The organism is Kastovskya adunca (assembly GCF_059505785.1).
In genome coordinates, this window is sequence record NZ_JCACLG010000041.1 from 84,612 (window position 1) to 98,057 (window position 13,446).

Below are 13,446 nucleotides of genomic sequence, written 5' to 3' on the forward strand. Positions count from 1 at the left end.
TAGCTAGCCCCTATGCAACTGTTGAGGATTTAGTACAAGACGTTAACAAAAGTTACGTTATCTGCGGTATATGGCTCAATATTTCCTATTACTGAGGTTGAAGCTGATTGAGTTTATTCTGGGCTGATAGCAGTAAGTTTTGAGTTTCTAGATAAACTGTTGTGCCGTTCTGCACCTTTCTCAGCTCATTGATAATTCCTGATAGTTGGCTAATCGTGTAGTCTGGACTGCTAGTGGAAGCATAGCGCTGCAAGCTTTCAATTTGGCTCTGAGCGCGTTCAAAGGCTCTAACAGAATTCGCCTCAGCTTGCTTTCGTATGCTTATTTGTCCCAAGTTAGTTTTGTACTCAGCTAGTAATCTCTGAGCTTGTGCATAGCCTGCTAGGTCATCTGAGGAAATTCTTTCTAGTCGATTAATTGCATCTCGCCATAAGTTTTCCACTTGTTCCCATTCATCAACAGAATGAGGAGGATTTTGACCCATTTGAGCAGCTCTGAATGAAAACTGCTGCGCTGCTGCAATTAAGGTGCTGATACGTTCGTTGCCAGCAGCAAGTCCTACAATGTCTTTAAAATCGCGCTGGTAGTTTTCTCGCTTAGATTGTGCCGTTCTTCCTGCAAGGGTAGTACTAGGGATTTGCTGGAGTTGGTCGATTGCAGAATGCCAAGCAGCGATCGCCAGTTGCTTGTCCGTTGGTGTTGAGGCTTGCTGGTACTGTTGTTTAGCTGCGTTGAGGGCTTGTTCGCTTTGCACAAGTAGCACTTGAGCATTCTTTTCTTGAAAGACCTTAGCTTGCAATTCTCCAACTTGTTTGCGGGCTGTATAAAATCCATAAGGACTAAACCGCCAGTCGTACCACAAACTATATTCCCGCCAATCATCAATAAACCACATTGGCAAAGCGTCCAGATGTTTTTGTGCCTCTTTTACCTTCTGTTCGCCTGATTCTAAATCAGCTTGACTAGTCGGGCGTTCAATCAATTGTTGGGCTTGTTCAACTGAAGCGATCGCCTGCCGATAATTTTCCTCGATATTGATATAACTAGGCAGCAGCAGAATCGGGGCTGTCCGTACTACTGGACGACGAATTACCGGATAAGGCAAGTTAGCGATATAAACCACACCAACGGGTATGCCAATGAGTACCGCTGCCCAGATCAATTTGTTTAATACACCACCACGCTTGCTTTTAGCTGGCTTCGATGGTTTATCAGGATAGGTGGCGTAGTATTGGGCTTCAGCTTCTTTTGCCAAAGTAGCGAGGGATTTTTTGGCAGGTGAACCAGATGGTGCAGACGGCTTGAGTATAACTGGCTGAGTACTTTGAATCGAAGGGTCGATTCCAACACTATTTGGAGTTTTGCGGCGCAGGAACTTCAGCGGGAGAAGGTTGAAACCAGCCATAAAAACACACCAAGCAACTCATTAATTATGCCCGCAGATAGATGGAATCTAACAGCTTGACTTTCGTCAACCAACAACCTGTTATTGACTGATACTAAATCCGGTTGCGAAGTTGAGGGCAATTTCTAAGTGCATTGCCAATACCCAATCCCTTTACATAAACCGGGTGAGTTGCACGCGGTAGCGTTCTTTTTTGGTGACAGCGACTTCTCCGACTTCCAGGCGTCCTTTGCCACGAAGGGCGATTAAGTCTCCAGATTTAACAATGTGGCTGGCTTGGCTGATGTCTTTCCAGTTAACGCGGACATCGCCGGAAGAAATAAAGTCAGCCATTTTGCTACGGGAGGTACCAAATCCTGCCGAGGCGATCGCATCTAAGCGCATGGATGCCTCGACGGTGGTCATTTCTTTTTTCTTGGGTTCGCGAATCTTCAGTTCGCTGAGTTCAATTTTGCGGGTTTGCACGGGAACGGAGCGGACTTGATTTAGGGAGCCTTCGAGAAACCCTACTAGTTCTGGTGCAACAATTGCTTGCGCTCCCCGTTCACCTAAAACGATGATGTCACCTACTTTTTCCCGAATCACACCCGTTCCTAAAATTGCTCCTAAAAAGTCTCGGTGGCTAGCGGGGTCAAAAAGAAAGTTTCCGGCGATATCGAAAGCAGCAATTTCGACTTGGGACTGATCGAGGGGTAGTTCGGAACGGGCGATCGCAATTCGCTGGCGTTCCGCTTGCGGATAGCCTCCCCAAGCCAGGAGTTGCACCTCGGTTAATCGCGTAAATTGCTGCTGAATTTCTGCCAGTACGGGTGGCGAGAGAAAGTCTGTTAAAACAACTTCCCACGTTTTAATGGCTTGTTCAGCCAGATCAATGGCATGGGCAACAGTTTCTCGATTTTCAACTCCTTTAAGCAGTTCTTCCCTTGGTAGCATTCTTAGATCGCTTTTTTACAACATTTCTTTGATTTTAGCTGTGGCAACCAAATCTCATAGTTTATAGCTCATGGCTGATTGTGACTAGTTTTCTCTCCCGACTCCTGGGCGATTTTCAACCTCAGTAAATAGGCAAGAATAAATCAAACTCAGTGCAGCCATGTAAAACTTTTTAAATTAATTTGTAGTGAGGGCTAAAGTCCTCAAGATAGGGCTAAAGTCCTCACTACAAACCTTTAATTATTTACACCTCTTACTTAGGTACCAAAAGTATCGACATAACCCTGGAGGTTTTCTGGTTCAAACTGTCGGAGAATGCGTCTACCTTTCTCTACAGAATTGTTAGAACCTTTGACGACAACCAAGTATTTCCCGGCGTTGAGGCGGTTGCGATAGGGCAAGGCGTCTCCACTTCCGACGGATAAGCCAATGCCTCCCCCAATAAAATAGCTCCCCATAGCGGCAGCAATGGCACCCAAAACCCCGCCAATAATATGGTTGCCGATGCCTCCTGCCAATTCAATCAGTTCGATTCCCGTTAGTACGTTAAAGAAATAGCCAGCAACAAATCCAAAGGGAATTAGCCACGTTGCCATTTGTTTGACTTGCTTGCTGGCTTGGACGTTGGGGTCAATCAATCCAAACTCATCGGCACTTTTGTATCCCTTACCGAGAATGGTGATTTCATTCATCGGTAAACCTTCTTTTTCTAAAGCGGAATAGGCTTCTTCTGCCTCAATACGGTCTTTGACTACGGCGATGAGATAGTTCATGGTTTTATGTAAGGATTAGCTATCAATTTTGACTAGCGATCGCAACTTAACACCCCCACTCCTAGCTAGCCTCTATCGGAATCAAGAAATGAGGCTGTCCTGAGCTGGGGTTTTCCCTGTGAAGGTCGAGGGCTAGTCAACAAACAATTCAAACTGGAAAACTTTCAAATGACGGGCAATGTGACGACCCCTTTACAGTTACAGTTAAAATGACCTATTGCGGTAAGTTCTCTCAGCAGAGAGGACACGACACTAATCGACTAACAAAATTTAGTGTTCCACAAAACCGCTGACTTCGCCTACTCATAGCGCTCCTAAGGAGCCAAACGCTCAGTCTCGCTTTGCTAGGGGCGATGTGCATAGCCCATTTAAACTTACTCACTGACAATGTCCAAGGTTCTCGTCTCCGACCCAATTGACCAAGCTGGAATTGATATCCTGTCGCAAGTTGCTCAAGTGGATGTCAAAACAAACCTTTCGCCAGCAGAGCTAGCTGAGATTATCTCAGATTACGACGCACTGATGATTCGCTCTGGAACGCGTGTTACCCAGGAAATCATTGAAGCGGGTACACAGCTAAAAATTATTGGACGTGCAGGTGTCGGCGTCGATAACGTCGATGTTCCGGCGGCTACCCGGAGAGGAATTGTTGTTGTCAACTCTCCTGAAGGCAACACCATTGCTGCAGCTGAACACGCCCTAGCAATGATGCTTTCTCTATCTCGCCACATTCCTGAAGCTAACCAGTCGGTAAAAAATGCCCTGTGGAACCGTAAGGAATTTGTGGGAGCGGAAGTCTACAAAAAAACCTTAGGGGTTGTGGGCTTGGGAAAAATCGGCTCTCATGTGGCGACGGTAGCACGAGCAATGGGAATGAAGTTACTGGCGTATGACCCTTTTATTTCTATTGAACGCGCCGATCAACTAGGCTGTCGCTTGGTGGATATGGACTTGCTATTGCAAGAATCTGACTACATTACCCTGCACATCCCGAAGACACCAGAGACAGCTCACCTGATTAATGCCGAATCCCTGGCGAAGATGAAGCCCACGGCTCGGATTATCAACTGTGCTAGAGGCGGCATCATTGACGAAAATGCTCTGGGAGAGGCGCTGCAAGCTGGCACAATCGCGGGTGCAGCGTTAGATGTGTTTGAGCAAGAACCGTTGGGAGAATCCTCTTTGCGATCGCTCGGTAAGGAAATTATCCTCACTCCTCACCTAGGTGCATCTACAGCTGAAGCACAAGTTAATGTCGCCATTGACGTTGCCGAACAAATCCGCGATGTGCTTTTAGGTTTATCTGCCCGTTCAGCGGTGAATATTCCGGGCTTGCGTCCCGATGTCTTGGAAAAACTCAAGCCCTACCTGAAGTTGGCAGAAACCCTAGGTACTTTGGTAGGACAGCTAGCAGGCGGACGGATTGATTTATTAAATGTCCGCTTGCAAGGGGAACTGGCAATTAATGAAAGCCAACCCCTAGTGGTAGCTGCTCTCAAAGGGTTGCTATCTCAAGCTCTGCGGGAGCGCGTTAATTACGTCAATGCCAGTATTGAGGCAAAAGAACGGGGAATTCGGGTCATTGAAACCAGAGATACCTCTGTAAAAGACTATTCCGGTTCATTGCTGCTGTCGGCAAAAGGTTCTCTTGGGGAGCATTCTGTCACTGGGGCTTTGTTTGGTGATGGGGAAATTCGCATTACTAGTCTTGACGAATTTCCGATTAATGTCCCCCCGACTAATTACATGCTGTTTACCCTGCACCGTGACATGCCGGGAATCATTGGTAAGATTGGTTCTCTCTTGGGGAGCTTTAATGTCAATATCGCCAGTATGCAAGTCGGGCGCAAAATTGTGCGCGGTGATGCGGTGATGGCGTTAAGCATTGATGACCCCTTACCCGAAGGAATTTTGTCAGAAATTACTAAAGTTCCAGGAATTCGTGACGCTTACACCGTAACCTTGTGAGTGTTGAATCGGTGAGTGCTGAGTGGTGAAATCGCGCCTCACCCAGGACTCACCAATTCAGGACTCAGGACTCAGAAATGGTAAATAGCTGGTGGGAAATTCAAGTACTCTGTGACTCTGCTATGGAAGATTCCCTCTTCTGGCGGTTGGAGTCATTTGGCTGTCGAGGGACATCTAGTGAAGTCAAGCACTCTCACCTAGTACGGGCGTATCTGCCGCAAGTTCAGGCGGAGCTTTTAGATTTGGCAGCGTTGTCGCTGTGGATACGCCAGGATGCCCTAGCAATGGGATTGTCCTTGCCCGTCGTTCAGTGGCATCTAATTGATGAGGAGGACTGGGCAAGCGGTTGGAAGCAATATTGGCAACCGCAAGAAATTGGCGATCGCATTTTAATCTACCCCGCCTGGTTGCCTCTACCTGAACCCTCAGAACGGCTATTGCTGCGCCTCGATCCGGGTGCGGCGTTTGGTACAGGCACTCATGCAACAACTCAATTGTGTCTGGAATCGTTAGAAATGCGTCTAAGTGACGGTGCCAGCAATATAGTTGTGGCGGACATTGGTTGTGGTTCAGGAATTCTCTCTATTGCTGCTATTCTCTTGGGGGCTGAACAGGCGTACAGCGTCGATGTTGACCCCTTAGCGGTGCGTGCCGCTCGCAGTAACCGAGATTTGAATCAAGTTAGTTCAAATCAGATGATCGTGGAAAAAGGCAGCGTAGAGCGCATCCTCAAGCTCAATGGCGGTAAGTTGGTTGATGGCATTCTCTGCAACATTCTTGCCGAGGTAATTATCGATCTAATTCCAGGGATGAGTGCGATCGCTAGTCCGAAATGTTGGGGAATCCTCAGCGGCATTCTCTTAGACCAGGCAAAACCCATTGCCGATACCCTAGAGCAGCATGGCTGGATAGTCGCGACCCTATGGAAGCGTCAAGATTGGTGTTGCTTTAATATTCGTCGCTCTTAGGTAGATTAGGGGGAGCAGGGGAGCGGGGGAGCAGGCTTCGACGTGAGACTTCGGCGTGAGCTCAGTCGAACGCTCAGCCGAACGGGAGAGGAAGAGAACCAATAACTGAATTCACCCTTCATACTTCACCCTTCATACTTCACCCTTCATCCTTCATCCTTCATAAAACTACTGGGTCTAGCTGTCATTAATACTGACGATTAACTAGGCGCAAATCGCGTTAGTTAGCTGTCGGCTCAATGATAACTAGACCCAGTTAATCAGGTTAGTTTAGGGCGATCGCTTAACGGCTACCCCGGTTAGGGACTTTGTTCAAGTAATCAATATCATGCGCTGAGACCCGTTGGGCATAGTTGCGCTTGGTATTGACGGCGGCAGCCATATCGCGGTATTTACGGGGGTCACCTTCTTGGAGTTGGCGTTCCTGGTATTTGCGGCTGAAGACTTTCTCCACAGCAAAGCGCCAATCGGTTCTGACGGTGCCGACAGTCTCGCGGAAGTCTTCGCCGTAGCGAGGAGTCACGAGATTGAACGGGCGACCTTCCATCCGCTTGCGCTGGTAAGGAACGATCGATTCACCAAAGGCTTCGTTGTACTCTTCGCTGTCGATTAAGGCATCGACAAAGCCGCCCCAACCCAAAGTGGCGATTTTAATTGACCAAGCAATTTCTTCCTCTTTGTTATAGGGGGAGCGACCTAGAAGGCGCTTCAGGCAAACTTCAACTAAGCGATAGTTGTTGTTTGTAGCGACAACCAGGTTATAAAACGCCTCAGATTTGGCGAGACCACGGATAAAATCGCGGACAGTAATTGCCCCAATTTTGAGCTGGGATTCAAAGTTTCCCTGACGGTTTGCTCGCAGGGTTTGATGCTCGCTGAAGACCTGACGATAAGAAGCGTTAATCAAATCGCGGATCTCAGCGGGAGAACTACAGTTTTCTGTCCGGTAGATGTAGGGAGTATCTTCATTCAAGTCAGCCGTACCGAAGCTACGGACGCGCTGATTTTGAGAGGCTGGTTTGTATTCAAGTAAGGGCAATGGCATGCCTAAATCTCCATGAAAAAGAATGTGGAAAAGTTTACTTGGTTGAGAGGGTGGAAGGTTTAGATGAGGCTTTAAACCTTGAAACTCACCAAAACACTTACACTCCCTTAACTACCGTAGAGGAAAACTGGCAGTGGGATTGATCGACGCAGAGACTTTCTCAGTTTTTTCCCGTGTCATGTCGGGAATTTTGATGTTTGCTGTCTGCACAGGCTCGTACTTGACAGGAGTAGTCTTCACTGACCGCGCCATGTCTAGGAAGTTGTTGATATCGCCCCACTTGTAGCGATCGCTTTCTAGTTTGTCGCGCCAGTAATTGCCGTAGCGGGGAGTCACCAAGTTAAAGGGACGATTTTTGTAGCGACGGCGCTGGTAAGGTACGGTGTTATCGCCAAAGGTCTCTTGGTACTCGTTGCTATCAATTAGCGCATCGACAAAGCCGCCCCAACCGCCGGAGGCAATTTTGATTGACCAAGCAATTTCTTCATCTCTGTTGTAGGGAGCGCGACCGAGGAAGCGCTTTAGGCAAACTTCAACTAGACGATAGTTGGAGTTTGGCTCTACAACCAAGCGATAAAATGCCTCAGATTTAGTAATTCCTCGGATGAAGTTCCGCACAGTAATTGCCCGGTTTTTCAGTTGAGATTCTAAGTTTCCCTGACGGTTAGACTGCAAAATCGCATGTTCACTAAAGATTTGCCGATAAGCTGCCCAGATTAATTCCTGAACATCATTGCTATCGGTGCAATCTTCAATCCGATAAATCCAGGGAGTATCTTCACTAGGGACTTCGTATCCGGAAACTCGCTGGTTCTGCGAGGAGGGTTTGTATTCTAGTAAAGGTATTGCCATTGTTGAGTTTTGATTGGGGAATTGAGGGGTAAAAACTGAAATTCAAGTGTTATGAATAATGATTAGCAAGTTCTTGATTCTCACCTCAAAACATGCTGTTCCTTTTCCCTAGGGCAGGCGCGATCGCTTAGGATTCGGTCATCACTCATAACTTTCGTCTCTTTAAACTTTAGGAGTTTGGGGAAGATAGCGATAGGGCAATGCTACCTGGGTGGGCGCACCAGATGATTGGGGTTGGGCAGCTTCACGAGTGGTGTCAAGCAGTTCCATCGTTTTGATTTTAGAGGTGACGCTGGCGACGGTTCGCTGATAGTTGCGCTCGTTAGGCTTGAGGCTGCGAGCCATATCAATGAAGTTGCTAGGAATTCCCTGAGCACCTTTTTGTCCCTTGCCGCGTGTAATGGGATAGTAGGAACGACCTTCTAAAGCAATTTGACGTGTTCGCCAGTAGTCGCTATAGCGGGGGTTTACCAGGTTAAAGGGGCGGTCTTGGAACCGACGACGCTGGTAAGGAACGATCTCATTGCCAAAGTTCTGAAGGTATTCTTCGCTATCAACAACAGCATCGATAAAGCCGAATAATCCTTTAGTGGCAATGACAATCGACCAAGCAATTTGCTCGTCTTTGCCGTAGGTGGCGCGTCCGAGAAAGCGCTTGAAGGTGATGTCCACTACTCGGTAGTTATCGTTGGTTTCTACAACGAGTTGCCGATAGACATCAGATTTTCCCAGCCCCCGAATAAACTCTCTGACGGAAATTGCATGATTGCTGAGCTGAGATTCCAGATTAGACTGGCGGTTTTTTTCTAAAATCAGATGTTCACCGAAAATTTGGCGATATGCTGCCCAAATTATTTCCTTAACTTCACTCGAGGAGCTAGTAGCTTTGAATCGATAAATTGGGGAGTCATCCTCATCAGGAACTTCGTACCCATTAACCCGTTGGTTTTGAGTTTTTGGTTTAGATTCTAGTAGTGGCAGTGACATTTTTTTATTGATTCGTTATTAGTTGGAAGTGGAAGTTAATGAACTTAAGGCAAATTTGATTCTCGCTTTGACAGCGCGATCGCTTTCTTCTGGAAGCAATTGTTCCAATAGTGATTGAGTGGGCGATCGCCAATCAGTGGCATTGTTTGCCAAGGATTGTAAGCCAACGACAGCACTGTAGCGGATTGCCCAGTCGCTGTCTTTTGAGATTTGCTCAAGTGTCTTAAACGCTTGGGTTTGAGCTGCCGCGCTCTGTTCTGGTGGTTGGTGCCAATCCAGTTTCCCTAGCCCTTTAGCGGCGGCACGACGAACGCTGGGGGCAAAGTCTGTGGTAGCCGCCGCTACTAAAACTTCTAAGGCGCGGGGGTCAGCGATCTCGGCTAAAGCACGGATTGAATAAGCCCTAGCGCCGTAGTTATAACCATCCAACTGTGACAGCAATGGTGGCACGGCAGGTTTTCCCAGCTGAACTAAGCCGTCTACCGCCGCTAATGCTGCACCGGGATTGTTATAGCCAAAGACTGCAATCAAGCTGGGAATGACGGCTTCAGATTGAGTGGCTGCCAATGCCCGAACCGACGCCACCAAACTTGCGGCAGAGTCTGCTTGTTCTACCGCTTGGATAAGTTGCTGGATCTGAGCGTTGGTCATTGGTTGGTTGTTCAGTTGTCAAGAAAAATAGACAATTGACCTTATAACAGCGAATCCATCAGGGTCATTACCCGGATGGCATCAACACAGAGCGCATCAGCATCTGTTGATGCCAGTTGATGTTCTAGCAGTCCTTTGAGGGCAATCAGCTTGAAGCTGTTTTCGGCGGGTGCCTTGGCGATCGCTTCGGCGGCGCTCAAGTACCCAATCGCCCCTAAATCGGACAAGGCGACGCGCCGTAAGCTGACATCGGCATCGTTGAGAGCGGCGACTAGACGCTCGCCGTACGCCTTTTCTCCGGTCAACTGGTACAACGCTCGCGTCGTCGCGTACTGAACACGCTTGACTGGATGTTGCAGGAAGGGCTTAATCAAAGGAATTGCCTCGGTCACCTTTATGGTTCCCAAGGCTTCGATGACCGCTTCATAGGGTTGATTCAGATGAGGGCGTCCGGGAACGCGGACAGCCGCCTCTACACCTCCTGCTAGAAGCTGCATTAAGGCAGGAGCCGCCACCGGGTCAGCCAGCATCTCTAAAGACTGGGCAGCGGCTTCACGGACATAGAAGTCGGAGCAGTCCAAACACTGAATTAGTCCGGAGACTGCTCGTTTATCTCCCAGCTTTCCCAATGCCCTCGCTGCATTGCGTCGCAGAGGGTATCCTCCTAGTTCTGTCCGGTCGGCTTCGTCATCTAATGCCTTAATTAGTAAATCCACCGCCACGGCGTCACGGATGCGAAATTTGCCCAACCACCAAGCTGAGTAGTAGCGCAGACTCAAATCCGGGCCACGCAAATTGGCGATCGCTGTTTCTAAGGTGAGTTGTGGGGCGTTAGGATCTGGAGAAACCTCAGGACTGAACTCCGACATTAGATATTAGCCTTTTGCTGTTACCTAGGAATGGGAGGATGTGGCTTTGGCTTTGGTTTTACTTTCACCTTCACCTTCAGCCTTCAATGCCGACTCTGCCGTCAAAATCTCAATATTGACAATTTTGCCGCCCATCCGAGCAATACGCTGCATCTCCTCACTCATCCGGTTGTAGGGAACCGTCATGAACACGCTTCCACTACGGCGAATGTCGTAGTTATTTTTGTCGTTTTCGTCGTTTTGCCGCAAGCCTACTACTTCATAGCGAAACATACGGCTACTTGCTGAATTTAAACCACCTGAGCCGACTGTTGTTTGACCAAACATTGATTTTAGATCTCCTGGGATTAGGTTAAACAGGGCAGAGGCAAAAGGTCAGAAGTTAGAGGTTTGTTGCTTCTCGCCCCTATCCCCTGACTTCTAGCCTCTAAGCTGGGGTAATGCTGACGATTTTGCCGCCTTGACGCTGAACTTGCTGCATTTTTTCAGACAAGCGTTCGTAAGGCACCATAATCGCTGTACTACTGCGGCGAATTTTTGGATAGCCGGGGTTCAAAAGACCTGTAACTTCCATGCGATAAACGCGATCGCTTGTGCCGACAGCATTCCCGATACACTTTTGGGGAGTAATATCTTGAGACGCCCGGAAAGACCAACCCGCTGTGGGGCCGGAGGGGCCAACAATAGTAGAGACGCTATTGGCGGCTAATTCTCTTGCCAAGCGAGGCGATTTGCCTTCTACTTGAGCGTTATCGCTATTGGCATAGCCGCGATATAACCGGAACATGCGGTTAAACCCTGCGGTTTTTTGACCCGTTTGGATGGTAAATCCCCGGTAGTAAGGCACGATATTGTCGCCGAAGTTTGTTGTATACTCCGTGGAGTCAATATAGGAGTCAATCTCCGCGTCGTACCCTTCTTCTTGATACAAGTCAAGGTGGAAAATTACCTCTGACTCATCATAGGGGGCTCGCCCCAATAGATGTTTGTAGTTGAGTTCTATAAAGCGGGTTTGGAAATGGTTGTAGAAAAACTTGGTTTTGTATAGCTCCGATTTGGCAAGAGCACGCACAAATTCCCTTACCGTCATGTTGCCATCACGCAAAAGGGATTCAGCGCTAATCAATCGTTCCGACTTCATTAGATAGTCGTTGCCCAGAACCTGCCGATACACAGCACGAATGACTAATTCAACTTCATCTTTCGTGGCGTTTTGGCGTAGTTCAATTCTCGGAGCATCGCTAAAGGCTGAGGTTCCCAGCCGTGATGCTGCTGATGTAATCGGCATCTTTAAATTCTCCCAACAAGCAATTTTTTTTATCCTGATCTGGGGTTTTTAGTCGTTAACAGCTTGCTAAGGACTAATGACCAGTACCCATTGACCTGACGATAGATACAACAAAGCCCGGAGAAGTAAGCAATTGAAGCGCTTTTTAGGCGTTCCACCCTGCTTACCTTTCCGGGCTTCAAAGAGCCGTTAGCTCAGGGCGTTAATCGCGTAATCGAGGTAGGTGTTAGCTTCGTTAGCAGCTTGACCACTCAGACCATGGTTAGCTTTGACGTGCTTGAGGGCTTCAACGTACCAGCTAGGAGACAATTCAAAGGCACGGTTGATTTCATCTAAGCCAGCAACCAGGTACTCATCCATCGGGCCTGTGCCACCGGCAACTAGGCAGTAGGTCACCATGCGGAGGTAGTGGCCGATGTCGCGAGAGCACTTGGACTTACCACGGCTGTCAGAAGCATACTGAGGTCCCTGCATTTGGGTGGTGTATGGGAACTTCTGATAAACCGCTTGGGCAGCACCATCAGTCAACTGCTGAGCTTTTTGGGTCAAGGCACGAGCAGCTTCCATGCTAGCCTGGGCGCGGTCGAAACGACCGTTAACGGCTTGCAGTTCGGTGTTGCCTAAGAAACGTCCTTGAGTATCAGCAGCAGCGATCGCTTCGGTAATTGGAGTTTTCATGATTGAGCTATTTCCCTAGTTCTTGGTTCGAGGTTTTCACAACACAGTAGTCAGGCGTTGCGTTTAGGCAACAGCAGAGGCAGCGCGGTCGAAATAACCAGCAAGTTCAGACATCAATTGGCTGCAATCGCCTTGGGTGATGCCGTTAGGGTCGTTAGCGATCTTGACGGCAGCATCTTTCATCTTTTGCACGCCAGCGGAAACAGAACCACCAGGAACGCCTAGGGCTTGATAGGTTTCACGCAGTCCGTTGAGGCAGCGGTCATCGAGAACGCTGGAGTCCCCTGCCATCATTGCGTAGGTAACATAGCGCAAAATGATTTCCATATCGCGCAGGCAAGCAGCCATCCGACGGTTGGTGTAAGCATTTCCACCCGGCTGGATTAGCTGAGGTTGCTCCTCAAACAATGCACGAGCCGCGTCAGTCACGATGGAGTTGGCGCTGCTGGTGATGCGGTTGACGGTATCCATGCGCTTGTTGCCACCTTCGACCATTTTGGTCAAGGCATCCAATTGTTCCATGCTCAGGAACTCACCTTTGGAGTCGGCTTGAGAAACAACCTTTGCAAATGCGTCTAACATGAAGGATTCTCCTGCTTCTTGATTGAATTGAGTGTGATTTTAAAAACAGTTTGGGCAGGTCAAGCTTATTCAAGACTGTTGAACTAGCTTTTGTAGTTGGGTTGGTTCAATTTTTAGACCTCTGCCAAACACAGTTTCAAGCTGCACATCAAGTAGTCTGCCATCTCACGAATGAGTGTGCAAACTAAGCGTCTTGAATTGTGAGAAAACTGTTTCTTTTTATGAGAAATGAGCAGACTTGATAAATCAGTATTGTGCTTAGCTTGTGTCTTTAATTGACCCCTACAGGTAACTTTTATACAACGCCATTGATGATTTATTCATTACGATTCGTTAAGTTTTATCTAGTTAGGGTTGGTAATCTCAGCAAACCACGGCGTAGCTAGGGTTTGACGGATAAAGAAGTCAATAGTTTTGTAACAGAAGTCTTTCAGTATTTATACTCAG

General features: G+C 48.0%; 14 protein-coding genes. 2 read left to right on the forward strand and 12 right to left on the reverse strand.

Features of this window, described 5'->3' with window-relative positions; genetic code table 11:
- Positions 1-88: 88 nt before the first annotated feature.
- From AC5JR3_RS15715 to AC5JR3_RS15725, 3 genes are all read right to left on the reverse strand, one after another.
- On the reverse strand, positions 89-1,405 hold the full coding sequence (locus AC5JR3_RS15715; RefSeq protein ID WP_495847483.1) for a hypothetical protein: 1,317 nt from the start codon (positions 1,403-1,405) through the stop codon (positions 89-91).
- Between the two features lie 153 nt (positions 1,406-1,558).
- Entirely contained in the window at positions 1,559-2,338 is a 780-nt protein-coding gene (locus tag AC5JR3_RS15720; protein ID WP_495847484.1) for a photosystem II electron transport protein, Sll1252 family, read from the reverse strand.
- A gap of 257 nt (positions 2,339-2,595) precedes the next feature.
- A complete protein-coding gene (locus AC5JR3_RS15725; protein WP_495847485.1) occupies positions 2,596-3,111 on the reverse strand; it encodes a hypothetical protein in 516 nt (171 codons plus the stop codon).
- 387 nt (positions 3,112-3,498) lie between these two features.
- Between AC5JR3_RS15725 and serA the strand changes: the two genes are divergently transcribed.
- Together serA and prmA are read left to right on the forward strand one after the other, a co-directional pair.
- Positions 3,499-5,079: a phosphoglycerate dehydrogenase gene (gene serA, locus AC5JR3_RS15730; RefSeq protein ID WP_495847486.1), complete on the forward strand. Its 1,581-nt coding sequence runs from the start codon at positions 3,499-3,501 to the stop codon at positions 5,077-5,079.
- Positions 5,080-5,156: 77 nt separating this feature from the next.
- A complete protein-coding gene (gene prmA, locus AC5JR3_RS15735) occupies positions 5,157-6,047 on the forward strand; it encodes a 50S ribosomal protein L11 methyltransferase (RefSeq protein ID WP_495847487.1) in 891 nt (296 codons plus the stop codon).
- 283 nt (positions 6,048-6,330) lie between these two features.
- Here prmA and cpcG4 read toward each other — a convergent pair whose 3' ends face one another.
- The 9 genes from cpcG4 to cpcB form a co-directional block, all read right to left on the reverse strand.
- Positions 6,331-7,092 carry a phycobilisome rod-core linker protein CpcG4 gene (cpcG4, locus tag AC5JR3_RS15740; RefSeq protein ID WP_495847488.1) on the reverse strand — a complete coding sequence of 254 codons (762 nt, stop codon included), beginning with the start codon at positions 7,090-7,092 and terminating at the stop codon, positions 6,331-6,333.
- 111 nt (positions 7,093-7,203) lie between these two features.
- Positions 7,204-7,944, reverse strand: a complete 741-nt coding sequence (cpcG2, locus tag AC5JR3_RS15745; RefSeq protein WP_495847489.1) for a phycobilisome rod-core linker protein CpcG2 — start codon at positions 7,942-7,944, stop codon at positions 7,204-7,206.
- 162 nt (positions 7,945-8,106) lie between these two features.
- The gene (gene cpcG1, locus AC5JR3_RS15750; protein ID WP_495847490.1) at positions 8,107-8,931 is read right to left on the reverse strand and encodes a phycobilisome rod-core linker protein CpcG1; all 825 of its coding nucleotides are present in this window, start codon (positions 8,929-8,931) and stop codon (positions 8,107-8,109) included.
- A gap of 18 nt (positions 8,932-8,949) precedes the next feature.
- On the reverse strand, positions 8,950-9,582 hold the full coding sequence (cpcF, locus tag AC5JR3_RS15755; protein ID WP_495847491.1) for a C-phycocyanin alpha-cysteine-84 phycocyanobilin lyase subunit CpcF: 633 nt from the start codon (positions 9,580-9,582) through the stop codon (positions 8,950-8,952).
- A gap of 41 nt (positions 9,583-9,623) precedes the next feature.
- Complete coding sequence (cpcE, locus tag AC5JR3_RS15760; protein WP_495847492.1) at positions 9,624-10,451, reverse strand: C-phycocyanin alpha-cysteine-84 phycocyanobilin lyase subunit CpcE; 828 nt, start codon at positions 10,449-10,451, stop codon at positions 9,624-9,626.
- A gap of 24 nt (positions 10,452-10,475) precedes the next feature.
- On the reverse strand, positions 10,476-10,778 hold the full coding sequence (cpcD, locus tag AC5JR3_RS15765) for a rod-capping linker protein CpcD (protein WP_495847493.1): 303 nt from the start codon (positions 10,776-10,778) through the stop codon (positions 10,476-10,478).
- A 100-nt stretch (positions 10,779-10,878) separates the two neighbouring features.
- Positions 10,879-11,739, reverse strand: coding sequence for a phycobilisome rod-core linker polypeptide (locus AC5JR3_RS15770; protein ID WP_495847494.1), 861 nt, complete (start codon positions 11,737-11,739; stop codon positions 10,879-10,881).
- A 189-nt stretch (positions 11,740-11,928) separates the two neighbouring features.
- Positions 11,929-12,417, reverse strand: coding sequence for a C-phycocyanin subunit alpha (gene cpcA, locus AC5JR3_RS15775; RefSeq protein ID WP_495847495.1), 489 nt, complete (start codon positions 12,415-12,417; stop codon positions 11,929-11,931).
- A gap of 63 nt (positions 12,418-12,480) precedes the next feature.
- A complete protein-coding gene (gene cpcB / locus AC5JR3_RS15780; protein ID WP_495847496.1) occupies positions 12,481-12,999 on the reverse strand; it encodes a C-phycocyanin subunit beta in 519 nt (172 codons plus the stop codon).
- Between the last annotated feature and the right edge of the window lie 447 nt (positions 13,000-13,446).